Source organism: Serratia fonticola (assembly GCF_001006005.1).
In the GTDB taxonomy this organism is placed as follows: Bacteria; Pseudomonadota; Gammaproteobacteria; order Enterobacterales; family Enterobacteriaceae; genus Chania; species Chania fonticola.
The window spans coordinates 540,192-563,443 of the sequence record NZ_CP011254.1 but is presented as its reverse complement, the minus strand read 5'-3'; the positions used below and the strand labels follow the sequence as shown (position 1 = coordinate 563,443).

The 23,252-nt window shown below is 56.3% G+C and carries 21 protein-coding genes; 17 read left to right on the top strand and 4 right to left on the bottom strand.

Features of this window, described 5'->3' with window-relative positions:
- The first annotated feature begins 146 nt into the window (after window positions 1–146).
- The 7 genes from ubiI (at window position 147) to WN53_RS02360 (ending at window position 9,490) form a co-directional block, all read left to right on the top strand.
- Window positions 147–1,349: an FAD-dependent 2-octaprenylphenol hydroxylase gene (gene ubiI / locus WN53_RS02390; protein WP_024486379.1), complete on the top strand. Its 1,203-nt coding sequence runs from the start codon at window positions 147–149 to the stop codon at window positions 1,347–1,349.
- A gap of 587 nt (window positions 1,350–1,936) precedes the next feature.
- Window positions 1,937–3,034, top strand: coding sequence for a glycine cleavage system aminomethyltransferase GcvT (gcvT, locus tag WN53_RS02385; RefSeq protein ID WP_024486378.1), 1,098 nt, complete (start codon window positions 1,937–1,939; stop codon window positions 3,032–3,034).
- A gap of 29 nt (window positions 3,035–3,063) precedes the next feature.
- Entirely contained in the window at window positions 3,064–3,450 is a 387-nt protein-coding gene (gene gcvH, locus WN53_RS02380; RefSeq protein WP_021806203.1) for a glycine cleavage system protein GcvH, read from the top strand.
- A gap of 85 nt (window positions 3,451–3,535) precedes the next feature.
- Window positions 3,536–6,415 (top strand): aminomethyl-transferring glycine dehydrogenase, encoded by a 2,880-nt coding sequence (gcvP, locus tag WN53_RS02375; protein WP_046807999.1) that lies wholly within the window; start codon window positions 3,536–3,538, stop codon window positions 6,413–6,415.
- Window positions 6,416–6,536: 121 nt separating this feature from the next.
- Window positions 6,537–7,502 carry a quinone oxidoreductase family protein gene (locus tag WN53_RS02370; protein ID WP_024486992.1) on the top strand — a complete coding sequence of 322 codons (966 nt, stop codon included), beginning with the start codon at window positions 6,537–6,539 and terminating at the stop codon, window positions 7,500–7,502.
- 19 nt (window positions 7,503–7,521) lie between these two features.
- Window positions 7,522–8,268, top strand: a complete 747-nt coding sequence (locus WN53_RS02365) for an SDR family oxidoreductase (protein ID WP_024486991.1) — start codon at window positions 7,522–7,524, stop codon at window positions 8,266–8,268.
- 262 nt (window positions 8,269–8,530) lie between these two features.
- A complete protein-coding gene (locus WN53_RS02360) occupies window positions 8,531–9,490 on the top strand; it encodes an IS110 family RNA-guided transposase (protein ID WP_046807998.1) in 960 nt (319 codons plus the stop codon).
- A gap of 75 nt (window positions 9,491–9,565) precedes the next feature.
- On the opposite strand, the gene WN53_RS02355 is transcribed toward WN53_RS02360, so the two are convergent.
- Both WN53_RS02355 and WN53_RS02350 read right to left on the bottom strand, forming a co-directional pair.
- The gene (locus WN53_RS02355; RefSeq protein WP_046807997.1) at window positions 9,566–10,708 is read right to left on the bottom strand and encodes an IS481 family transposase; all 1,143 of its coding nucleotides are present in this window, start codon (window positions 10,706–10,708) and stop codon (window positions 9,566–9,568) included.
- Between the two features lie 462 nt (window positions 10,709–11,170).
- Entirely contained in the window at window positions 11,171–11,779 is a 609-nt protein-coding gene (locus WN53_RS02350; RefSeq protein WP_024486361.1) for an HD domain-containing protein, read from the bottom strand.
- A 236-nt stretch (window positions 11,780–12,015) separates the two neighbouring features.
- Here WN53_RS02350 and trhA point away from each other — a divergent pair, with 236 nt between their 5' ends.
- A complete protein-coding gene (trhA, locus tag WN53_RS02345; RefSeq protein WP_024486360.1) occupies window positions 12,016–12,690 on the top strand; it encodes a PAQR family membrane homeostasis protein TrhA in 675 nt (224 codons plus the stop codon).
- 232 nt (window positions 12,691–12,922) lie between these two features.
- Window positions 12,923–13,420: a DUF2165 family protein gene (locus tag WN53_RS02340; protein ID WP_024486359.1), complete on the top strand. Its 498-nt coding sequence runs from the start codon at window positions 12,923–12,925 to the stop codon at window positions 13,418–13,420.
- A gap of 39 nt (window positions 13,421–13,459) precedes the next feature.
- Here the strand turns inward: WN53_RS02340 and ygfZ are convergent, their stop codons facing one another.
- Entirely contained in the window at window positions 13,460–14,452 is a 993-nt protein-coding gene (gene ygfZ / locus WN53_RS02335; protein ID WP_024486358.1) for a tRNA-modifying protein YgfZ, read from the bottom strand.
- Between the two features lie 300 nt (window positions 14,453–14,752).
- Between ygfZ and sdhE the strand changes: the two genes are divergently transcribed.
- The 5 genes from sdhE (at window position 14,753) to creD (ending at window position 19,024) form a co-directional block, all read left to right on the top strand.
- Entirely contained in the window at window positions 14,753–15,019 is a 267-nt protein-coding gene (gene sdhE / locus WN53_RS02330; protein ID WP_024486357.1) for an FAD assembly factor SdhE, read from the top strand.
- The gene (locus tag WN53_RS02325; protein WP_024486356.1) at window positions 15,000–15,422 is read left to right on the top strand and encodes a protein YgfX; all 423 of its coding nucleotides are present in this window, start codon (window positions 15,000–15,002) and stop codon (window positions 15,420–15,422) included. Before sdhE ends, WN53_RS02325 begins: the two co-directional genes overlap by 20 nt.
- The gene (gene creB / locus WN53_RS02320) at window positions 15,422–16,117 is read left to right on the top strand and encodes a two-component system response regulator CreB (protein WP_024486355.1); all 696 of its coding nucleotides are present in this window, start codon (window positions 15,422–15,424) and stop codon (window positions 16,115–16,117) included. Before WN53_RS02325 ends, creB begins: the two co-directional genes overlap by 1 nt.
- Window positions 16,114–17,532: a two-component system sensor histidine kinase CreC gene (creC, locus tag WN53_RS02315; protein WP_024486354.1), complete on the top strand. Its 1,419-nt coding sequence runs from the start codon at window positions 16,114–16,116 to the stop codon at window positions 17,530–17,532. The genes creB and creC overlap by 4 nt, the downstream gene beginning before the upstream one ends.
- Window positions 17,533–17,635: 103 nt before the next feature.
- Window positions 17,636–19,024, top strand: a complete 1,389-nt coding sequence (creD, locus tag WN53_RS02310) for a cell envelope integrity protein CreD (RefSeq protein ID WP_024486353.1) — start codon at window positions 17,636–17,638, stop codon at window positions 19,022–19,024.
- Between the two features lie 84 nt (window positions 19,025–19,108).
- Here creD and fldB read toward each other — a convergent pair whose 3' ends face one another.
- Window positions 19,109–19,627, bottom strand: coding sequence for a flavodoxin FldB (gene fldB / locus WN53_RS02305; RefSeq protein ID WP_021179810.1), 519 nt, complete (start codon window positions 19,625–19,627; stop codon window positions 19,109–19,111).
- A 137-nt stretch (window positions 19,628–19,764) separates the two neighbouring features.
- Here fldB and xerD point away from each other — a divergent pair, with 137 nt between their 5' ends.
- From xerD to recJ, 3 genes are read left to right on the top strand one after another with little or no spacing between them, the layout of a single operon-like run.
- Window positions 19,765–20,664: a site-specific tyrosine recombinase XerD gene (gene xerD, locus WN53_RS02300; RefSeq protein WP_021179811.1), complete on the top strand. Its 900-nt coding sequence runs from the start codon at window positions 19,765–19,767 to the stop codon at window positions 20,662–20,664.
- Window positions 20,665–20,691: 27 nt separating this feature from the next.
- Window positions 20,692–21,405 (top strand): bifunctional protein-disulfide isomerase/oxidoreductase DsbC, encoded by a 714-nt coding sequence (gene dsbC, locus WN53_RS02295; RefSeq protein WP_021179812.1) that lies wholly within the window; start codon window positions 20,692–20,694, stop codon window positions 21,403–21,405.
- Between the two features lie 6 nt (window positions 21,406–21,411).
- Window positions 21,412–23,145: a single-stranded-DNA-specific exonuclease RecJ gene (recJ, locus tag WN53_RS02290; protein ID WP_046807996.1), complete on the top strand. Its 1,734-nt coding sequence runs from the start codon at window positions 21,412–21,414 to the stop codon at window positions 23,143–23,145.
- Window positions 23,146–23,252 lie beyond the last annotated feature (107 nt).

Sequence of the window (23,252 nt, the reverse complement as noted above, 5' to 3'; positions counted from 1 at the left end):
GTTAGGCCGACGTTGGGATGAACACTAATTTTTGCCCTACCACCTTGCCGAAGTGGGGCAATATTTTGATAAAAGTCACCAAATCAGCTCCCTCTCCCTGTGGGAGAGGGTTGGGGTGAGGGGCAAATTTAAGGAACTCAAGCAGCATGCAATCATTTGATGTGATTATCGCCGGTGGCGGTATGGTGGGATTGGCACTGGCCTGCGGCTTGCAGGGAAGTGGCCTGCGCGTCGCGGTGCTGGAACAACGGCAGCCGGAACTATCGCCGTTGCCAGAACAACCCGCGTTGCGCGTATCTGCCATTAACGCCGCCAGTGAGCGCTTGCTGCAAAGCATTGGCGTGTGGGATGAGATCCGCAACCTGCGCGCCAGCCCGTATAACGCGATGGAAGTCTGGGATCGTGACAGCTTCGGTAAGATCGCGTTTCGCGGCGACGAATGTGGTTTCAGCCATCTCGGCCATATCATTGAAAACGAGGTGATCCAGCAGGCGCTGTGGCACAAGGCGGCCACCTTGGCCGATGTGACGCTGCTCGCTCCGGCCGCGCTGAAACAGGTGGCATGGGGGGAAAACGACGCCTTCGTCACACTGGAAGATGGCCGCATGTTAACCGCCCGACTGATGATCGGGGCCGACGGAGCCAACTCCTGGCTGCGCCAGCACGCCGATATCCCGTTGACCTTCTGGGACTACCGCCACAGCGCGCTGGTGGCCACCATTCGCACCGAAGAGCCCCATTTGGCCACGGCCCGCCAGATGTTTCATGGCGAAGGGATCCTGGCCTTCCTGCCGTTTAGCGATCCGCATTTGAGTTCGATCGTCTGGTCGGTTGCGCCAGAAGAAGCTGAACGGCTGCAACAGCTGGAACCGGAAGCCTTTAACCGGGAACTGGCAATGACCTTCGATATGCGTTTGGGTAACTGCCAGCTCGAAAGCGAGCGGCTGACCTTCCCGCTTACCGGGCGATACGCCCGCAGCTTTGCCGCCCATCGTCTGGCGCTGGTAGGGGATGCGGCACACACCGTGCATCCGCTGGCCGGGCAGGGCGTAAACCTGGGCTTTATGGACGCCGCCGAGTTGATATCCGAGCTGAAGCGTCTGCAGCGTCAGGGCAAGGATATTGGTCAACACCTGTATCTGCGCCGTTATGAGCGCCGCCGCAAGCACGGTGCTGCAGTTATGCTGGCGAGCATGCAAGGGTTCCGCGAACTGTTTGCAGGCCATAACCCGGCGAAGAAACTGCTGCGTGACGTGGGCTTGAGGCTGGCAGACAGCCTGCCGGGCGTGAAGCCGAAACTGGTGCGGCAGGCCATGGGGCTCAACGATCTGCCGGACTGGCTCGCCTAAAACCAGTGTAGTTGTCAAACGGGCGCACATGCGGCGTCCCTACGGCCGAATATTTCAGCAACCATGGCGTTGCTGCCAAAACTTGACCGATTCACTACGTCGTAGGGGGTGCCACATGCCGCGCCCGCTAATCTGCATGTTTACCCGTCATCGATTTCCCTTATATCTCCCTTCGTTTGAGAAATTCTAATTTCAGGCAGAATTTCCCATTACTTTTTCTAATTCCATGGTCGGTTATCAAAAACCGAAATTCTCTATCCCAGCCTCTGTTTGTTATATAACTTCGGATTTTTGCCGCTTTAATTGTTAATTTTGTGCCTCAAAGCGCATTTTTCCAGTGAAAAACTCTGCAAACTAACGCGGCATTTTACCGACCCTGAACCCGGTCGAACCTATTTTAACTTATGGTTAATAGGGGCGTTCGGTGTTAACGTCAGGACAAAGGTATCGTTTGCGTCGTTGACCATTGGCGAGGCAATTTGTGTTGAGCAGCCAGCGTGTTTCGCGCAATCAGGCCCGCGAGCTACACCCGCCTTATTGCGTAATAACACCCTGTCTTCGGCTACTTGAGTGGAAAGAGGGAAAAGATGGCAAAGCAAACCCCACTGTACGACCAGCACGTGGCGTGCGGTGCGCGCATGGTTGATTTTCATGGCTGGATGATGCCGCTGCACTATGGCTCCCAGATTGATGAACACCACGCCGTGCGTCAGGATGCCGGCATGTTCGATGTCTCCCATATGACCATCGTGGATCTGCGCGGTGCTCGTACCCGTGAATTCCTGCGTTACCTGTTGGCGAACGATGTCGCCAAACTCACTCAATCTGGTAAAGCGCTGTATACCGGCATGCTGAATGCCTCCGGCGGCGTGATCGACGATCTGATCGTCTATTTCTTTACCGAAGACTATTTCCGCCTGGTGGTGAACTCCGCCACCCGCGAAAAGGATCTGGCCTGGATCGAACAGCATGCGGCTCCGTACAACGTTGAGCTGACGGTGCGTGACGATCTGGCGCTGGTTGCGGTGCAAGGCCCACAGGCCAAAGAGCGCGCCGCCACCTTATTTACCCCAGAACAGAAGCAGGCTGTGGAAGGCATGAAGTCGTTCTTCGGCGTGCAGGCGGGTGACCTGTTTATTGCTACCACCGGCTATACCGGCGAAGCGGGCTATGAAATTGCCCTGCCAAAAGAGCAGGTGGTGGATTTCTGGCAGAAACTGCTGGCCGCTGGGGTAAAACCTGCCGGACTGGGTGCCCGCGACACCCTGCGTCTGGAAGCCGGTATGAACCTCTACGGCCAGGAAATGGACGAAGGCGTTTCACCACTGGCTGCCAATATGGGCTGGACCGTTGCCTGGGAACCGCAGGATCGTCAGTTTATCGGCCGTGAAGCGTTGGAACAGCAGCGCGAAAATGGCACCGAACAACTGGTCGGCTTGATCATGACGGAAAAAGGCGTATTACGTAATGAGCTACCGGTGCATTTCACCGATGCGAACGGTCAACCCCAGGTTGGGGTGATCACCAGCGGTTCTTTCTCACCAACCTTGGGCTTCAGCATTGCGTTGGCAAGGGTTCCGGCCGGTATCGGTGAGCAGGCTATCGTACAGATCCGTAACCGTGAAATGCCAGTGAAAGTCTGTAAGCCAGGTTTTGTACGTGCCGGTAAGTCACTGATCAATTAGTTTTTATTCTTCGAAGGAGTAGCAGGCCAATGAGCAATGTGCCAACAGAATTGAAATACGCCACCTCCCATGAGTGGGTGCGTGACGCAGGCAACGGTGAATATGTTGTCGGTATCACCGAACACGCGCAGGAACTGCTGGGCGATATGGTCTTTGTCGATCTGCCGGAAGTCGGCACCACGGTTTCCGCGGGCGATGACTGTGCCGTTGCGGAGTCGGTCAAGGCCGCTTCCGATATTTACGCGCCAATCAGCGGTGAGATCATCGCGGTTAACGGCGAACTGGAAAGCTCCCCGGAGCTGGTCAACAGCGAGCCATACGGCGAAGGTTGGTTGTTCCGCATCAAGGCATCCGATGCGGCAGAGCTAGACAAGCTGCTAGATGCGGGTGCTTACCAGGCCTCCATCGACGAATAATCACTATCACGCCCCACCTACCTGTGGGGCGTTTTGCAGTTCAGGCTATATCCCGTACCCCGCAAGCATTCAGGAATTTGTAGCAATGACTCAGACACTCAGCCAACTTGAACACAGCGAAGCGTTCATCGAGCGCCACATCGGCTCTTCCGCAGAGCAACAGCAGCAGATGCTGGAAGCCGTGGGCGCTCGCTCGCTCAGCGCGCTGATCCAACAGATTGTGCCAGCCGATATCCAACTGCCAGGGCCTCCGCCGGTAGGCGATGCGGCCACGGAACATCAGGCGCTGGCCGAACTGAAGGCGATTGCCTCACAGAATCAGCGCTACAAATCCTATATCGGTATGGGCTACAGCGCGGTGTTGACGCCGCCGGTGATCCTGCGCAACATGCTGGAAAACCCAGGCTGGTATACTGCTTATACCCCTTATCAGCCGGAAGTGTCGCAAGGCCGCCTTGAGGCGCTGCTCAACTTCCAGACGCTGACTCTCGATCTGACCGGGCTGGATCTGGCCTCTGCCTCCTTGCTGGATGAAGCTACCGCTGCCGCAGAAGCGATGGCGTTGGCCAAACGTGCCAGCAAACTGAAAGACGCCAACCGCTTCTTTGTGGCTGACGATGTGCACCCACAAACGCTGGACGTGGTCCGTACCCGTGCCGAAACCTTTGGCTTTGACGTGATCGTCGACAAACCGGCGAAGGTGCTGGAGCTGCAAGGCGTGTTTGGCGTACTGCTGCAACAGGTTGGCACCACCGGTGAACTGCACGATTACAGCGCCCTGTTGGCAGAGCTGAAAACGCGCAAAATCATCACCAGCGTGGCAGCCGATATCATGGCGCTGGTGCTGCTGACGGCACCGGGCAAGCAAGGGGCCGACGTGGTATTCGGTTCTGCGCAACGCTTTGGCGTACCAATGGGCTACGGTGGCCCACACGCGGCGTTCTTCGCCTGCCGTGACGAATTCAAACGCTCGATGCCTGGCCGTATTATCGGGGTGTCCCGCGATGCTGCCGGCAATACCGCGCTACGCATGGCGATGCAAACCCGTGAGCAACATATCCGCCGCGAAAAGGCCAACTCGAATATCTGTACCTCGCAGGTGCTGCTGGCCAATATCGCCAGCCTGTATGCGGTGTACCATGGTCCACAAGGCCTGCAACGTATTGCCGGGCGTATCCATCGCCTGACCGATATTCTGGCCGCTGGCCTGCAACAAGCGGGTCTGACACTGCGCCATCAAACCTGGTTCGACACACTGACCGTGGAAGTGAAAGACAAGGCGGCGGTGCTGGAACGCGCGCTGGGCTTTGGCATCAACCTGCGTACCGATATCCACGGGGCAGTCGGCATCACGCTGGATGAAGCCACTTCCCGTGAAGATGTGCAGACGCTGTTTGCCCTGTTGCTCGGCGATAACCACGGTTTGGATATCGATGCGCTGGATGCCGCCGTGAGCAAAAACAGCCAGTCGATCCCGGCGGCAATGCTGCGTAAAGATCCGATCCTCACGCATCCGGTATTTAACCGCTATCACAGCGAAACCGAGATGATGCGTTATATGCACCGTCTTGAGCGTAAAGATCTGGCGTTGAACCAGGCGATGATCCCGCTGGGCTCCTGCACCATGAAGCTGAACGCCGCTGCGGAGATGATCCCGATCACCTGGCCTGAATTCTCTGAACTGCACCCGTTCTGCCCACCGGAGCAGGCCGCAGGTTATCAAGTGATGATTGGGCAGCTTTCCCAATGGTTGGTGCAACTGACCGGTTACGATGCGGTGTGCATGCAGCCTAACTCGGGCGCACAGGGCGAATATGCCGGTTTGCTGGCGATCCGCCGCTACCATGAAAGCCGCAATGAGGCAGGGCGTAATATCTGCCTGATCCCAAGCTCGGCGCACGGTACCAACCCTGCTTCTGCCCAGATGGCGGGCATGGGCGTGGTGGTCGTGGCCTGTGACAAGAACGGCAACATCGATCTGCACGATCTGCGGGTGAAAGCCGAGCAGGCCGGGGAGGCCCTGTCCTGCATCATGGTGACCTACCCGTCAACCCACGGCGTGTATGAAGAAACCATCCGCGAAGTGTGCCAGATCGTGCATCAGTTTGGCGGCCAGGTTTACCTGGACGGTGCCAACATGAACGCGCAGGTGGGGATCACCACGCCGGGCTATATCGGCGCGGACGTATCGCACCTCAACCTGCATAAAACCTTCTGTATCCCTCACGGCGGTGGCGGCCCAGGCATGGGACCTATCGGCGTGAAGTCTCATCTGGCACCTTTCGTACCAGGCCACAGCGTGGTGCAGATTGATGGCGTTACCACCCAGCAGGGCGCGGTTTCTGCCGCACCGTTCGGCAGCGCCTCTATCTTACCTATCAGCTGGATGTATATCCGCATGATGGGCGCGGAAGGGCTGAAGCAGGCCAGCCAGGTGGCGATCCTGAATGCCAACTACATCGCCACTCGCCTGAAAGACGCTTATCCGGTGCTGTATACCGGCCGCGATCATCGCGTGGCGCACGAATGTATTCTGGATATTCGTCCGCTGAAAGAAGAGACCGGCATTAGCGAGATGGATATCGCCAAGCGCCTGATCGACTACGGTTTCCATGCGCCGACCATGTCATTCCCGGTAGCTGGCACGTTGATGGTTGAACCGACCGAGTCGGAAAACAAGGTGGAACTGGATCGCTTTATCGATGCGATGCTGGCTATCCGCAGCGAGATTGACCGCGTGCAGCAAGGCGAATGGCCACTGGAAGACAACCCATTGGTTAACGCACCGCACGTGCAGGCTGAACTGGTTAACGACTGGCAGCATGCTTACAGCCGCGAGCTGGCGGTATTCCCGATAGCTGGCGTACGTGAGAATAAATACTGGCCGAGCGTGAAGCGCCTGGATGATGTTTACGGCGATCGTAATCTGTTCTGCTCTTGCGTACCGATGAGCGACTACGAGTAACACCATCTGCCAAAATGATGATCGAGGGACACTGCATGATGCCGTGTCCCTTTTTTATTGCAGCTCCACAGTGATTGCTGTTCACTGAGTAACGGGTCACCCGAACGAACAAGGAAACGGTATGAAAGCGGCAGTCGTTAATACGTTAGGTCAGGCACCACAGTTAGGCGTTTTTGCTGTTCCACAGCCATTAGACGGCGAAGTGGCTATCGAAGTGATGGTTACCGGTATCAAACAGTTGGATCGCGCCATTGTGGCTGGTAAACACTACTCCAGCCCGAAGGATCTGCCGTTTGTCCCCGGTACCGATGGTGTAGGCAGAACACCAGATGGGCAGCGGGTGTACTTTGCTTCTTTTCGCCAGCCACACGGCGCATTGGCCGAGCGTACCGTTGCTTCATGGACGGTTCCAGTGCCCGATGCGCTGGATGATGCGACCGCCGCAGCGTTGATCAATCCGGCGCTGGCGGCATGGTTGCCGCTGTTCTGGCGTGCCAATATTCAGCCAGGGGAAACCGTCTTGATCATTGGCGCGACGGGCACTTCAGGCAAGCTGGCGGTTGCGGCGGCGCGTCAGGCCGGTGCCGGGCGAATTGTCGCGGCTGGACGGCGGCAGAGCGTACTGGATGCGTTAGCAGTGGATGCCACGGTGGATCTGAGCCTTGAGGGTATTGAACTACAGCAAGCCTTTACCGCCGCTGCCGGGCCGCAAGGCTATGACGTGGTGGTGGATTATATCTGGGGACCCGCTACGGAGGCACTGCTGGCGACCTTCAATAATCACGATCTTTCCTCTCATGCTGGTGGGCTGGGCATCCGCTTGGTGAACGTAGGCTCCATGGCTGGGCCTACCATTAGTTTGCCTGCGGCGGTGCTGCGCAGTACGCAGTTGCAGATCCTGGGTAGTGGCACGGGCAACTTCCCGCCGATCCCGCAATTAAAAACCATCGTGGCCGATATTCTTGCACTGGCAGCGGAAGGAAAAATCAGTGTCGATACCCAGGAACATGCCTTTGCCGATATTGCCGAGGCGTGGGATATCAACAAGAAAAGCGATACCCGCTCCGTTATCCGCATCCGCGACTAAGCGCAGTTAAGGAACAGAAATGACAAAAGTAGTGTTAGTGACCGGTGCCAGCCGTGGGATAGGCCGCGCGACGGCATTATTATTAGCCCAACAAGGCTATGCGGTGGGGGTCAATTATCTGCGCGATAGTGAGGCGGCTGAGCAGGTGGTGGCGCAAATCCGCCAACAGGGTGGCAAGGCGCAGGCACTGCAAGCCGATATCGCTGAAGAAGCAGAAGTGGTGGCGATGTTTGCTGAATTGGAGGCCACGTTGGGGCCAATCGGCGCTCTGGTCAATAACGCAGGTATTCTGTTCCAACAGGCGAGCATTGAGCAACTCACCGCCGAGCGGATCAATAAGGTGCTGACGACTAACGTCACCGGGTATTTTCTCTGCTGCCGCGAAGCGGTAAAACGTATGGCGCTACGCCATGGTGGGCAGGGCGGAGCGATCGTCAATGTGTCTTCCGCTGCGTCGCGTCTGGGGGCCCCGTGGGAATATATCGACTATGCGGCGTCAAAAGGGGCGGTGGATACGTTGACTACCGGTCTGGCGTTGGAAGTGGCGGCACAGGGGATACGCGTCAACTGTGTAAGGCCAGGTTGTATTTACACCGAGATGCATGCCAGCGGAGGAGAGCCGGGGCGGGTAGATCGGGTGAAGGCGGCGTTGCCAATGCAGCGGGGTGGTCAGCCAGAGGAAGTGGCGCAAGCTGTTGCCTGGCTGCTTTCCGATGCGGCGTCCTACGTCACCGGCACTTTTATCGAGGCCGCTGGCGGACGTTAAGTACGGCAATTGCGGTGTCCCCTCACCCCAACCCTTATGTCTTGATCTTCTCCGCCTTAGCGGAGAAGATCCCCGACTGATCATCGGGAGATAGCCGGTGAGCTCCCCCTAACCCTAGTGCCTATGAGCCCGTGGGAGAGATTGTGCCCCGGCTGTCTATTTCCCTGTCGCCTTCTAGACCGAACGGTATCCTGTGCCTATGAGCACCCACATATAAGGATGGTCCGGCGATAAATTTCAGACATGGTTATGGAGTGCCATAATGCGTAGAACCCCTGTCGGCGTTGATATCGCCAAACACAAATTTGATGTCGCCGTACTGCTGGACAATCAGAAGTATAAAACCAAAAAGTTTGCCAATACCCCTTCTGGATGCCGCGAGTTCGCAGCCTGGTTGAGCCGCTTTGGCGACTGTCATGTCTGTATGGAAGCCACCGGGAGCTACAGTACGGAACTGGCCACTTATCTGGCAGACAACAACTACCACGTCAGTCTGATGAACCCGGCGTGTATCCATTCCTTCGGCAATACAGAACTGGCCCGGAACAAAACGGACAAAAGCGATGCAGCGATGATAGCCCGCTACTGCGCACTGCATCAGCCTGACCCGTGGTTCCCAGCCCCGTTGAGCGAACGCCAGTTGACCGCGTTGGTCAGGCATCTTAAGAACCTGGAAGAGATGCGTCAGATGGAAGAAAATCGCCTGGAGGTGGCCGAAGCAGTCATCGTCCCTTCACTCAATGAGCACATCGCCACGTTGGATGAACTGATACGAGAAACGAAGAAGAAAATCAGTCAGCACATCGATGATAACCCTGACCTGAAACGGGACAGCGAGTTGCTAAAAAGTATCCCTGGAGTGGGAGAGATGCTGAGCTCCAGCCTGCTGGCCTTCGCAGGAAACCTGCGTCGGTTCACCAGCAGCAAGGCCCTGGTAGCGTACGCAGGACTGAATCCACAGCGATGTGAGTCGGGGATGTTTAAAGGGAAAAGCCGGTTATCGAAAGTGGGACACGGTGAGCTACGAAGCGCGTTATACATGCCCGCGGTGGTGGCAAGCCAATACAATGTTGTGGTTAAAGACTTAACAGAAAGACTGAAGTTGCGTGGGAAATCGGGCAAAGAGAGAGTGTGTGCGGCGATGCGAAAACTGCTGCAACTGGCCTATGGTGTGGTGAAATCAGGAAAGACATTTAATGCGGAAATACCGCTTGCCGGATAGCCGACAAGACGGTATCTCTCCCTGTACAGACCGGGGACATGGTGAACAGGTGTTCAAGGACATGGTGAACACTTTTTAACATCCTTTACCCATGATGATCGACCTATTTCTCAGGTCGATCGTCCCCACTTTCGTGCTGTACCACCATACCTCGTAGTACCCCTCCCTCTCACTTTCCTTCAGTCCGACATATTCACCGATAAAGGCCTTGCCCACTTTCAGGCTCATCCCTTTCAGACTCAGTTTTCCACTGACATCCACTTTCCTGACCAAGACCCCCTCGTCATACTCGGCTGCCGCTGGATTACCATTGTACTGTCGCGATGAAGGCTGATAACGGGACGCCGGTACCGCCATTGACAGGGCTTCATGTGGACGTTCTAGGTTGTAGATTTCTCGCCAGGCGTCGAACACCTCCTGCAACTGCGTGGCATGGGTAAACCACCGCCCCTGCAGGAGCTCTGCCTTCAGGCTGCGGTGGAAGCGCTCCAGCTTACCCTGAGTCTGAGGATGATAAGGCCGCGAGTGACCCACCCGGATACCCTGACGCATCAGCCACAGTTCCAGTGCGGTCCAACTGCCCGTCGTGTCGCCCCAGGGCGCACCGTTATCCATGGTCATTCTCTCCGGCAAGCCATAACGTTCGAACACCGCTACCAACTGAGACTGCACGGTGACGCGTCGTTCGTCTGGGCAGTGCGCCAGACAGAGCGAGAAGCGTGAATGGTCATCCAGCAGGGTCAGCGGATGGCAACGCCCTTCGGCGAAGGGGAAGTGGCCTTTAAAGTCCATCTGCCAGAGCTGGTTCGGTGCATCATGTTCAAAGCGTCCAACAGTGGGCGCTGGTGATGGGCCACCCGGTAGCAGGTCATGGCGGCGCATCAGGTTATGCACGGTGCTGGCGGCAGGTAACGTATGCCCCTGCATCTCAAGCCACCGCTTGAGCTTGCGCGCCCCCCACATCGGATGGGCCAGATGCGCAGCGCGGAGGTGTTGGACAACGATATCGGGTGTTCTGGAAGGGGAATGGTGTGGCACTCGAGAACGTTCGTTCAGACCGGCCCGCCCATCAGACTGCCAGCGATGTAACCACTTGTATGCGGTAGCAGGCGCTATGCCGAACTGACGGCATAGCGCACGGATATTAGCGCCTTCTTGCGAGGCGAAAAGCACAAACTCGGTACGTAATGACATGGCAGATCTCTCATTCCACGGCATAAGCAGCTCCACTCAGAAGTACTCATACCTATGTTGTAAGTGTCTACCATGTCCCCGAACAAGTGTTCATGATGTCCCCGGTCTGTACACTCCCACAGGGAGAGGGAGCTGTAATCAGGTAATAGGTGTTAATCTTTAACAGTGGCGATTTAGGGGACGAATACAGAAGCCGATATGTAGCACGTTAAGTCCTCTCTCCCTGTGGGAAAGAGGGAGCTAGTACTGAGTTGTAATCAGGTATAGGTGTTAATCTTTAACAGGGGCGATTTAGGGGACGAATACAGAAGCCGATATGTAGCACGTTAAGTCCCCTCTCCCTGTGGGAAAGAGGGAGCTAGTACTGAGTCGTAATCAGGTATAGGTGTTAATCTTTAACGGGGCGATTTAGGGGACGAATACAGAAGCTGATATGTAGCACGTTAAGTCCCCTCTCCCTGTGGGAGAGGGTTAGGGTGAGGGGCGTTACTTCAGCCAGCCTTTACGCTGCGCATCCTGCAAATGCTGCTCCAAATAGTGCCACAGCTCAGGATGGATATCGGCAATCATCGTATTACGGTCCAATACCTGCTGCAGGCTGATATCATTCTCTACCCAGCTCTGACCGCCGTTGTGCAGGTTCATCAGCATTGGCATGCAGCGATCCAGCACCAACGCGAAGCGGGCATCGGCGCTTTCGCCTGCTTCATACTCTTGCCACAGCGCGGTGAAAACCCCGCGTTGAGGTTCAGGTAATATCCCGAACAGCCGTTTTGCCGCCGCCACTTCCTGATCGTGGATCGCCGCCCGTGCCGCCAGATCGTAAACCATAACGTCACCGGCATCGATCTCGACGATATCGTGCAGCAGGGCCATCTGGATCACGCGCTGAATATCCACTTCATCGCTGGCATAAGGGGCCAGGCTCAAAGCCGCAATGGCAAAGTGCCAACTGTGCTCGGCCGAGTTTTCCTGACGCTGGGTGCCCATCACCTTGGTACGGCGTTGCACGCTTTTAAGTTTGTCGATTTCCATCAGAAACTGGATGGTTTGAGTCATGGAGCCAAAGTCTAACGCGGGTACAGCGGATGACATGGTACGAACCTCGAGGTGAATGATGGGATACCCGCCGTCTTCCAGCCGTAACTGAAATCCATAGGGTGCAAAGCATATCGATTGTAGCCCAGCGGGCTGAGGATTTCGATGTTAGCGTGGTGTTACAAGCGCTCACAGTTTTATTTTAGCGTACACGTGTACACTGGAATCGTTCTCAGTTAATCTCATTTGCGGTTAATTCGCACAATATGCGTTGTTTTGAGGAGTTGCGCGTTATGGGGAAAAAGGACGAAGTGAAAGCCGGGGCCGACCAGTTGCCCGCCACGGCTTATCCATGGGCAGAGGAAATTGCCAACAGCATTAGCCACGGTATTGGCTTGGTGTTTGGGATTGTCGGCCTGGTGCTGCTGTTGGTTCAGGCGGTAAACGACGGCGCTGGGGTAACGGCCATTACCAGTTATAGCCTGTATGGCGGCAGTATGATCCTGCTGTTCCTGGCTTCCACGCTGTACCATGCTATTCCACATCAGAGAGCCAAACACTGGCTGAAAAAATTTGACCACTGCGCTATCTACCTGCTGATCGCCGGAACCTATACGCCGTTCCTGCTGGTGGGGCTGGACTCACCGTTGGCGCGAGGGCTGATGGTGGTGATCTGGGGGCTGGCGCTGTTCGGCGTGATTTTCAAACTGGCATTTGCGCACCGTTTCGAGGTGCTGTCGCTGGTGACCTATCTGACCATGGGCTGGCTATCGCTGATCGTGATCTACCAGTTGGCAATGCGCCTGGACGTCGGTGGAGTCACTTTACTGGCGGTGGGGGGCGTGGTGTATACGCTAGGGGTGATTTTCTACGCCTCGAAACGCTTCCGCTTTGGCCATGCGATATGGCACGGTTTTGTGCTCGGCGGCAGTGTGTGCCACTTCATGGCGATCTACCTTTACGTATAATCCGCCCATCTGTTGTCGATATATTGCCAAAGCGTTTCTTTTGGGTTAAAAAGAGGCGCTTGTTTCTTTCGGGTATCCAGCAAGCCTTAGCTTTATTTCTGAGCCCGCCAAACCCCTCGCTTTCAAGTCGCAGGGGGTTGGCTGCGCTTGCTGCTGGCTGACCTGCATCTTGAGATCTATGGGGTCGTTTGCACCTCCCGGTGCCTTTAATCATTACCCAGGACTCTTCACTATGATCGTTCGTTTATCCAAAGCCCTGCTGGTTTGCGCTATCGCGCTATTTGCCTCACTGGTGGCCTTTGGCAATATCACTGATTACGACACCAACTTCGCCTTCGTACGCCATGTTTTTATGATGGATACGATCTTCCCTGATGCCACTATCACCTATCGTTCCATCCAGTCGCCATGGCTGCATCAGGCGGGGTATATCGGCATTATTGCGTTGGAAACCCTCACCGCTATTTTGTGTTGGATTGGGGGGATCCGCCTGCTGTGCGGCCTGAAATTGCCTGCGGCCAGCTTTAACCGTGCCAAGACCTTTGCCATCGCAGGGTTGACGTTAGGCTTCCTCACCTGGCAGGTGGCCTTTATGTCGGTTGGTGGTGAGTGGTTTGGCATGTGGATGTCAAAACAGTGGAACGGGGTGCCCGATGCCTTCCGCTTCTTTGTCACTATTTTGCTGGTGCTGATTTATCTGGTGCCGCGTGATGGGGAATTGGACGAATAACTCGTCTGGCCGCAGGCGCGATGCCTGCGGCCAAACCATTTACTTTTCTTCTGCCAGTGAGTAAGGCAGAGACTTGATGGTTAACTGGCTGCTGACATCATCGCGTACGCGCAGCACGCTGTCCGCTTCCAGATCGTTATTCATTACCACCTGCACCCACAGTGTCCCGTCAGCCAGCGAGCTTGCTGCCAATACGGTGCCGGTACGGCGCCAGTTTTCACCCAGCTTCAACTCCAGATCGTCACCCGCCTGCGGAACCTGACTGCTTTTACCTTCCAGCCAGTACAGGGCACGTTTGTTGGCTCCCCGGAACTTGGCACGAGCTACCATTTCCTGCCCGGTGTAGCAGCCTTTACTGAAGCTGATCCCGTCCAGCGCCTGTAGATTGGTCGCCTGAGGGATCAACTGCGCACTGTTTGCAGCATCAATCACCGGATAACCGGCCTCGATATCCAGTGCCAGCCATTGGCGGCTGTCGTTCAGTTCAGCCTGACCTTCCAGCTTGGAAGCTAGCAGAGCGGCGGTTTCTGCCGTGGTAATCAGCACAAAACGTTCTGCTGGCAGCGCAAAGTGCAGCAAGGTGGTATCGCCGTCTTGCACCACTTGATGTTCTGCATCCGGCAGGGTGCTAAACACCTTCGCCAATGCGGCCCGAGCCTCAAGGCCAGCTAGGCCCAGCAGCACCGCATCGCTGTCTGCCGCGATGGTGATTTTAGAGAACACCGCGTATTTCTTTATTTCCGCCAGTTGGCTTTCCAGCACGCTGCGGCGCTCAAGATAGGCAAAGCCTTCACCGCGGTGGAATAAACGCAGATTGCTCCACATTTTGCCTTTGGCATCGCAATGGCCGCACAGCACGTGTTGATCGGCCGCCAGTTTATCGATATCAGCCGTTACCTGGCCCTGAAGATATTTTACCGTGTCTGGCCCGCTCAACTGCACCATGGCCCAATCTTCCAGTGAGATCAGCGTCAGTGGCAGATGGGAAGAGGCGGAAGGTTGACGGGGTGGAAAAGGAATATTGAACGCCATAATCGGTTCCTGCTGCATGTTTAGCATACCTGTTGGGGTTGCTACCATGGTAAAAGAGGTGGCTGGCTTTGCAAACAGTTATTACCAGGCAGCGCTTTTTTTGACATTTTACGTTTTGTTGGGTGAACGCCCTTCCCGGCGAGTATGTCAAATTGTTACTCTAGGCGCTTACGGCCAACGAGACCCAATTGCACTCAAATCGTTGGCTGACGGAATTAAATTGCGCGCGCGTTGCCATACCAAGTGTCGGTTGCCCAAGAGCATGGCAAGCCATGCCGAAAAGAGGTTAGTCATAACAACATGGATATTAATAATAAAGCACGTATTCACTGGGCCTGCCGCCGCGGCATGCGCGAGTTGGATATCTCGATCATGCCGTTTTTCGAACATGAATACGATACGCTGAGTGATGCAGACAAGGCCGTATTCATCCGCTTGCTCGAATGTGACGACCCCGATTTGTTTAACTGGCTGATGAATCATGGCGCTCCGCACGATCAAGATCTGCAGAGAATGGTGTCCCTGATCCAAACGCGAAATAAAGCCCGTGGCCCAGTGGCGATGTGATGTCCGCGTTTCCTGGCGTACCCAGTTAATCTCGTTGTTGACTCACGGCCTGCTGATTTTGCTGATCCTGATCGCCCCGTGGCCGGAAGGCTATGGCCCGATTTGGTTGGTGCTGTTGACGTTGGTGGTGTTTGAGTGCATTCGCAGCCAAAAGCGCATTGCATCCAGGCAGGGAGAACTGCGGTTGCTGGCTGAACGCCGGATTGAGTGGCATGGCCAGGAATGGCTGATGGTGAACAAGCCCTGGATGCCTGGGTTCGGTATTTTACTGTCGCTTCAGCAGATCGACGGCAAGAAACGCCATCGGCTGTGGTTGGCTTCGGATTCCATGAGCAAAGCGGATTGGCGCCAACTGCGTCAGGGGTTGTTGTTTGAACAATCCGCTACCGACGAGGACGTATAATGAAACCGCTGCTTTGGCTGGTAGAAGACGAGCCCAGCATTGCGGATACGCTGATTTATACCCTAGAGAGCGAAGGCTTTCAGGTGCGTTGGTTTGAACGTGGCGAGCCTGCTTTGCAGGCTCTGCAACAGGGCTTACCGGCGTTGGTGATCCTCGACGTCGGTCTGCCCGATATCAACGGTTTTGAGCTTTGCCGTCGGCTGCTGGCGCAGGCGGCGGATTTACCGATCCTGTTCCTTACCGCCCGTAGCGGCGAGCTCGATCGCCTGATCGGGCTGGAAATCGGTGCCGATGACTATGTCGCCAAACCCTTTTCCCCGCGTGAGGTTAGCGCTCGTGTACGCACGATCCTGCGGCGTTTACACAAACAGCAGCGCTTGCAGCAGCCGACTCTCTATCATTTTGGCGCCTTCAGCCTGGATGAAGAGGGGGCCACGATCTGCTACCACCAACAGCCGCTGCCGCTGACCCGCTATGAATTCCTGTTGTTGAAAACCCTGTTGCAAGCGCCTGGCCGGGTGTTCTCCCGCCAGCAGTTGATGGATATCGTTTGGGCCCAGGCGGAAGAGAGCCTGGATCGTACCGTCGATACCCATATCAAAACGCTGCGGGCCAAACTGCGGGCGATCGACGCCGCAGAACCCCCGATCCATACCCATCGTGGCTTAGGCTATAGCGTGAGCCGCCAGCCATGAGGATTGGCCTGCGCCTGCTGTTGGGCTATTTCCTGATTGTGGCGGTGGCGGGCTATTTCGTACTGAGCATTTTCGTTCAGGAGGTCAAACCTGGCGTACGGCGTGCCACCGAAGGCACTCTGGTGGATACTGCCAACCTGCTGGCGCAGGTGGCGCGGCTGGATATGAGACATGGGGATGCGGCAAAAGGCCAGTTAGCACAGGCTATCGCCCAGCTTAATAAGAGGCCGATCGGGGCCAATATTGCCGGGATCCGCAAAGATCGTAACGAATATCGCGTCTATCTTACCGATGGGCGCGGCAAGGTGATTTTCGATTCATCAGGCCAGGCGCTGGGGCAGGATTACTCCCGTTGGAATGATGTTTATCTGACATTACGTGGCCAATACGGTGCGCGTAGCACCCGAACGATTGCCGAAGATGAGAGCAGTTCGGTGATGTATGTCGCCGCACCGGTGGTAGAGCAAGGGCAGATTATCGGCGTGTTGAGCGTCGGCAAGCCCAACAGCACCATGGCTCCGGTGATCCGCCGCAGCGAACGGCGTATTTTGCTGGCGGGCGCGGTGCTTCTGGGGATTGCGCTGGCGATCGGCCTGGGCTTCGTCTGGTGGATTAACCGCTCGATTAACCGTCTGGTTCGCTATGCCGACGGAGTGGCGCACGGCGAGGCGGTGCCGTTACCACGCATGGGCAGCGTTGAGCTGACCCAACTGGCGCAAGCGCTGGAAAGCATGCGCATGAAGCTGGAGGGCAAGGCCTATATTGAGCAGTATGTGCATACCCTGACTCACGAGTTGAAAAGCCCGCTGGCGGCGATCCGTGGCGCGGCGGAACTCCTCCAGGAATCACCGCCTCCCGCGACGGCGAAACGCTTTTTGACCAACATCGAACAGCAGAGCGCCCGCATTCAGCAATTGGTCGATAAGCTGTTGGTGCAGGCGCAGTTAGAAAGCCGGCCCGGTTTGGAATTGGCTGCGGTAGCGCTGGTGCCGTTAGTCCGGCAGATTGTCGCGGGCAAAGAAGCACAAGCTGCGCAGCGTGGTGTCACGATCAAACTGGGAGAGTTAGCTGAAACCTCACTGACCGGGGATGCCTTTTTACTGGGGCAGGCGCTGAGCAACCTGCTGGACAACGCCCTTGATTTCACCCCTGCTGGTGGCTCGGTAAGTATCGATGGCGAGCGGTTAGAGCATCACTACCAGATCACCCTTTGCGATACCGGCAGCGGCATACCCGACTATGCGCTGGATAAAGTGTTTGAACGTTTCTATTCCCTGGCGCGGGAAGATAAACCCAAGAGCAGCGGCCTGGGCCTGAACTTTGTGCAGGAAGTGGCGCGCCTGCATCGTGGCACCATCCGTTTGCAAAACCTGCAACCCACCGGCGCGAAGGCTATCCTCACTTTACCTCTCTGATTACAACTTATTGCCCGCACTTCACCTTCTCTTCACATAACCACATTCTGATTTCACTTGCCGACTCTATCGTAGCGACATTACCTACAAGGAGTCTGCCACGATGTTTAAATCGGTACTGTTTTGGAAAATAACCACTCTGCTGGGATTGATGATCCTGATGATGATCCCGGTGGGTATGCTCATGGATGTGGTACAGGAACGCAGCGGCTATCGCCAGAGCGTGGTGGGGCAAGTGAGTGAAAGCACCAGCCGGGCGCAGCGTATTCTTGGGCCAGTGATCGTGATCCCTTACACCTTGCGAGAAGAGAAGAAGAATGAAAAAGGTGAAATCAAGATAGAGACCAGCCGCTATCAACGCTTTGTCTTGCCCGAATCCTTGGTGGTGAATGGCAGGCCAAACGTTGAGATCCGCAAGCTGGGTATCTACCAGACTCAGGTGTATCAGGGGCCACTGGATTTCCAGGTGAAATTCGGCCAACCCGATCTGGAGGATTTGCAGCATAGCAACATCACGGTTGGCCAACCCTTCCTGATGGTGTCATTGAGCGATTCTCGCGGTATCAAAAGCATTTCTGCCCTCAACGGCATTCAACAGCAGGCCAAGTTTGAGCCGGGTACTTTGGTCAGCGGGCTTTCTCAGGGGATCCATGCGCCTCTAGCCCTGGCCTCGTTGCAGAAAGAAGGGCTGACGGCGGATTTCACACTGAACCTGGCAGGGACCAGCAGCTTGTCCCTGGTGCCGGTAGGGCGTAGTTCCGAACTGCTGCTGCAAAGCAACTGGCCGCACCCGAACTTCCTGGGCAACTTCCTGCCGGATGAGCGCAAGGTGACCGATAGAGGCTTCTCTGCCCGCTGGCGCAGCACCTGGTTTGCCAACAACATCAATAGCGCCTTCATGTATGACAACGGCATTATGGAAGAGGAAAAGCTGCCGACCTTCACCACCAGCCTGATCGAACCGGTCGATCACTATCAACTGACCGAGCGGGCGGTGAAGTATGCGGTGCTGTTCCTGGGGCTGACGTTTATGGCGTTCTTCCTGTTCGAAACCCTGACCGGGCTGCGGGTACACCCGATCCAGTATCTGCTGGTGGGGGCGGCGCTGGTGCTGTTCTATCTGATCCTGCTGGCTTTCTCGGAACATCTGGGGTTCGACGTGGCCTACCTGCTGGCAAGTGTGGCCTGCAGCGGACTGATTGCCTTCTACCTCAGCGCGGTACTGCGCGGGATGCGCCGTGGCATGCTGTTCGCCGCCAGTCTGCTATTGCTGTATGGCATTCTGTATATGCTGTTGCAGTCGGAAGATAACGCGCTGGTATTAGGGTCGGTGCTGCTGTTCGGGGTGCTGGCAGGCATTATGCTGCTGACACGTAAGCTGGACTGGTATCAGGTGGCCGACCCGGCTCGCTTGAAGGGCAACGCTGCCGAGCCAGAAACCGCTGAGACGCCAGCCAGTAATGGCGATAGCCGTTTCAGATTGTGGAAGTAAGATTGTCGGGTCGAACATGTTCGACCCCTACAAATTTAGCTCGGAGTTCGTGATGTAGGGGCGCAGCATGCTGCGCCCGTTGCGTTACAGCAGAGGTTCCATCTCCAGCAGGATCTGTTCACACCACTGTTGCAGGCGTTCTTCGCTCAGGTCGTATTGATTCACTTCATCCAGCGCCAGGCCAACAAAGTGTTTGCCGTCGGCGCTGAGCGGTTTGGGGCTGGTAAATTCAAACCCGTCAATCGGCCAGAAACCGATAAACTGCACGCCCTGTGGGGCAAGCTGGTCGTGTAACATCCCCAGCGCATCCAGGAACCATTCGCCATAACCCAACTGATCGCCCATCCCGTACATGGCGACGATCTTGCCTTTCAGGTCTAGTTCAGTCAGTTGCGGCCAGATCGCTTCCCAATCCTCTTGCAGCTCACCAAAATCCCAGGTTGGAATACCCAGGATCAGGATGGAATAGTCTTCCATCAGCTTGGGGGAAACGTCTTTCAGGTTGTGCAGGTCGACCAGGTCTTCACCCAGAATCTCACGGATTTTTTCTGCCGCCATCTCGGTGTAGCAGGTGCTGGAGCCGTAAAACAGACCAATCTTCATGTTTAAACCATTTATAATGCCGTAGGTAGAATTGCAACGAGTATACCTTAAGGCATAATGCCTGTGGCATATACCCGTCGTCTTTCAAGCTGCAGCTTGAAATCCATAGGGTATGAAGATAATGAAGAGGGGACCGCGTGCAACAGCAAGACAGTGCGCTGATTGAGCAATTCCTGGATGCGTTGTGGATCGAACGCAATCTGGCAGAGAATACGCTGGCCTCTTATCGGCTCGATTTACAGGCGCTGGCCGGTTGGTTGGCTCTCAACAACCGCAGCCTGTTACAGGCCGAAGCGTTGGACTTACAGGCCTTTCTCGCCGAACGGGTGGAGGGAGGATATAAAGCGACCAGTTCAGCCCGGTTGTTAAGCGCGATGCGCCGCCTGTTCCAATATCTCAACCGTGAAAAAATGCGGGCGGATGACCCCACCGCGTTGCTGGCCTCGCCCAAATTACCGCAGCGGTTACCCAAGGATCTGAGCGAAGCCCAGGTTGAGGCCTTGCTACAGGCACCTTGCGTCGATCAACCGTTGGAGCTGCGTGACAAGGCTATGCTCGAGGTGTTGTATGCCACCGGGTTGCGCGTGTCGGAACTGGTGGGGTTGACCATCAGCGATGTCAGCCTGCGCCAGGGCGTGGTGCGGGTGATCGGTAAAGGCAACAAAGAGCGCCTGGTGCCGTTGGGTGAAGAAGCGGTGTACTGGATCGAAAATTATCTGGAACACGGCAGGCCCTGGATGCTGAACGGCCAGACGCTAGATGTGCTGTTCCCCAGCAACCGCAGCCAGCAAATGACCCGCCAGACGTTCTGGCATCGGATTAAACACTATGCGATCCTAGCGGGTATCGACAGCGAACGGCTGTCTCCGCATGTGCTGCGCCACGCTTTCGCCACCCACTTACTGAACCATGGGGCCGATCTTCGTGTCGTACAGATGTTATTGGGGCATAGCGACCTCTCAACCACACAAATTTATACTCATGTAGCCACTGAAAGATTGAAACAGCTACATCAACAGCATCACCCGCGCGCCTGACGCGCAGGGATCGAAAGGATTGGAAGAATGAAAAAAGGTTTAATGCTGCTCTCCCTGCTGGTGGCTTCGGTTACTGGCGCGGCCCATGCTGACGATGCAGCCATTCAGAAAGCACTAGGTAGCCTGGGCATTAAGCAGGCAGACGTGCAACCCTCGCCGGTCGCCGGTTTGAAAACCGTATTGACCGAAGGCGGCACGCTGTATGTGACGGAAGATGGCAAACACGTGTTGCAAGGGCCACTGTATGACGTCAGCGGCGGTGAGCCGGTCAACGTGACTAACCAGCTGTTGATGACCCGTCTGGAAGCGCTGAAAGATCAGATGATCGTCTACAAAGCGCCGAAAGAGAAACACGTGATCACCGTGTTTACCGATATCACCTGTGGCTATTGCCACAAGCTGCACGAGCAGATGAAAGAGTACAACGATCTGGGGATCACCGTGCGCTATCTGGCGTTCCCGCGTCAGGGGCTGGAATCTCAGGCAGAGAAAGATATGCGTTCCATCTGGTGTACCGCAGACCGGGCTAAAGCCTTCGATGCTGCCATGAAGGGCGACGCGGTGTCTCCGGCAACCTGCAAAACCGATATCAGCCAGCATTATGCGCTGGGCGTACAGTTTGGTATCAACGGCACCCCGGCTATCGTGCTGAAAAACGGCATGGTTGTCCCTGGCTACCAAGGGCCGAAAGAGATGGCCGCGATGTTGGATGCGCATGCAGCCTCCGCAGCCACGAAATAAGTCACGGTGAGTATTAAAACCCAATTACGCCGCCGCGAGGCGGCAGATGCCAGCCATTTACCCGCCAGCCTGCCCCCCCTGTTGCGCCGCTTATACGCATTGCGCGGAGTTAAGGGCGAGCAGGAGCTGGAGCGTAGCGTCAAGGGTATGTTGCCTTGGCAACAGTTGAGCGGTATCGATGCTGCGGTAGCGATATTGCAGCAGGCACTGGCCGATGGCCGCCGCATCATGGTGGTGGGCGACTTTGATGCCGACGGCGCCACCAGTACCGCACTGACGGTGCTGGCCTTGCGCAGCATGGGCTGTAGCTCCATCGAATATCTGGTACCCAACCGTTTTGAAGATGGTTATGGCCTGAGTCCCGAAGTGGTGGAGCAGGCGGCGGCTCGGGGTGCTGAGCTGATCGTCACGGTCGATAACGGTATCTCCTCGCATGCGGGCGTTGACGTTGCGCACGGCTTGGGAATACAGGTGCTGGTCACCGATCACCATCTGCCGGGGGATACTTTGCCTGCGGCAGAGGCGATCGTTAACCCGAACCTGCGTGACTGCGATTTTCCCTCCAAATCCCTGGCTGGTGTCGGTGTTGCCTTTTATCTGATGCTGGCTTTGCGGGCCAAGCTGCGTGAAAGTGGCTGGTTTGAACAGCGTGCGCTGGCTATGCCTAATCTGGCCGAATTGCTGGATCTGGTGGCGCTGGGCACGGTGGCGGACGTGGTGCCGCTGGATGCCAACAACCGTATTCTGGTGTATCAGGGGCTGAACCGCATCCGGGCTGGCAAGTGTCGGCCAGGTATTCGCGCTCTGCTGGAAGTGGCCAACCGCGATGCGCGGCAATTGGCGGCCAGCGATCTCGGCTTTGCCCTTGGGCCACGGCTGAACGCGGCAGGGCGGCTGGACGATATGTCGATCGGCGTAGCCATGCTGTTGAGCGACGATATTGCCCAGGCGCGTATGTTGGCCAACGATCTCGACGCGCTCAACCAGACCCGGCGTGAGATTGAGCAGGGGATGCAGGTGGAGGCGCTGGAGCTGTGCGATCAACTGGAACGCACTACCACTGAACTGCCTTACGGGTTAGCGATGTATCACCCAGAATGGCATCAGGGCGTGGTGGGTATTCTGGCTTCGCGCATTAAAGAGCGTTTCCATCGCCCGGTGATCGCCTTTGCCCCTGCGGGCGACGGCATTCTGAAAGGCTCTGGCCGCTCGGTAGCCGGGTTGCATATGCGTGATGCGCTGGAGCGGCTCGATACCCTGAATCCTGGGCTGATGATGAAGTTCGGCGGCCATGCGATGGCGGCGGGCTTGTCGCTGGAAGAGGCCAAGTTTGACGAGTTCCGCCAGCGTTTTGGCGAGCTGGTCGGCGAATGGCTCGATCCGGCGATGCTGGAAGGCGTGATCTGGTCGGATGGCGAACTGATGATGCAGGAACTGACCCTGACCACCGCAGAGCTTCTGCGTGAGGGCGGGCCGTGGGGGCAGGCGTTTCCTGAGCCAACCTTTGACGGCAAGTTCCGTATCCTGCAACAGCGGCTGGTGGGCGAGAAACACCTGAAGCTGATGATCGAACCGCTCGGTGGCGGCCCATTGTTGGACGGTATCGCCTTCAACATCGACACCACACAGTGGCCGGACAGCAGCATCAAAGAAGTGGAACTGGCGTACAAACTGGACGTGAATGAGTTCCGTGGCAACCGTAACGTGCAGTTGCTAATCCAACACCTCTGGCCGCGTTAACCTGCTGGCCCCTCTCCCAAAGGGAGGGGGGACTTAACGTGCCACATGTTGATTCCTGCATCCGATCGCCGATCCCCCACAAAAACTGACCAACTCGCTATAAACTG

Coding starts and splice junctions, on each gene's coding strand:
- WN53_RS02355 (WP_046807997.1), bottom strand. CDS start 10,708: ATGCCGTGGAATGAGAGATCTGCCATGTCATTACGTACCGAGTTTGTG.
- ygfZ (WP_024486358.1), bottom strand. CDS start 14,452: ATGGCGTTCAATATTCCTTTTCCACCCCGTCAACCTTCCGCCTCTTCC.
- gcvT (WP_024486378.1), top strand. CDS start 1,937: ATGGCAAAGCAAACCCCACTGTACGACCAGCACGTGGCGTGCGGTGCG.
- gcvH (WP_021806203.1), top strand. CDS start 3,064: ATGAGCAATGTGCCAACAGAATTGAAATACGCCACCTCCCATGAGTGG.
- WN53_RS02370 (WP_024486992.1), top strand. CDS start 6,537: ATGAAAGCGGCAGTCGTTAATACGTTAGGTCAGGCACCACAGTTAGGC.
- creC (WP_024486354.1), top strand. CDS start 16,114: ATGAGGATTGGCCTGCGCCTGCTGTTGGGCTATTTCCTGATTGTGGCG.
- creB (WP_024486355.1), top strand. CDS start 15,422: ATGAAACCGCTGCTTTGGCTGGTAGAAGACGAGCCCAGCATTGCGGAT.
- dsbC (WP_021179812.1), top strand. CDS start 20,692: ATGAAAAAAGGTTTAATGCTGCTCTCCCTGCTGGTGGCTTCGGTTACT.
- fldB (WP_021179810.1), bottom strand. CDS start 19,627: ATGAAGATTGGTCTGTTTTACGGCTCCAGCACCTGCTACACCGAGATG.
- creD (WP_024486353.1), top strand. CDS start 17,636: ATGTTTAAATCGGTACTGTTTTGGAAAATAACCACTCTGCTGGGATTG.
- gcvP (WP_046807999.1), top strand. CDS start 3,536: ATGACTCAGACACTCAGCCAACTTGAACACAGCGAAGCGTTCATCGAG.
- WN53_RS02340 (WP_024486359.1), top strand. CDS start 12,923: ATGATCGTTCGTTTATCCAAAGCCCTGCTGGTTTGCGCTATCGCGCTA.
- WN53_RS02350 (WP_024486361.1), bottom strand. CDS start 11,779: ATGTCATCCGCTGTACCCGCGTTAGACTTTGGCTCCATGACTCAAACC.
- sdhE (WP_024486357.1), top strand. CDS start 14,753: ATGGATATTAATAATAAAGCACGTATTCACTGGGCCTGCCGCCGCGGC.
- ubiI (WP_024486379.1), top strand. CDS start 147: ATGCAATCATTTGATGTGATTATCGCCGGTGGCGGTATGGTGGGATTG.
- WN53_RS02365 (WP_024486991.1), top strand. CDS start 7,522: ATGACAAAAGTAGTGTTAGTGACCGGTGCCAGCCGTGGGATAGGCCGC.
- trhA (WP_024486360.1), top strand. CDS start 12,016: ATGGGGAAAAAGGACGAAGTGAAAGCCGGGGCCGACCAGTTGCCCGCC.
- WN53_RS02360 (WP_046807998.1), top strand. CDS start 8,531: ATGCGTAGAACCCCTGTCGGCGTTGATATCGCCAAACACAAATTTGAT.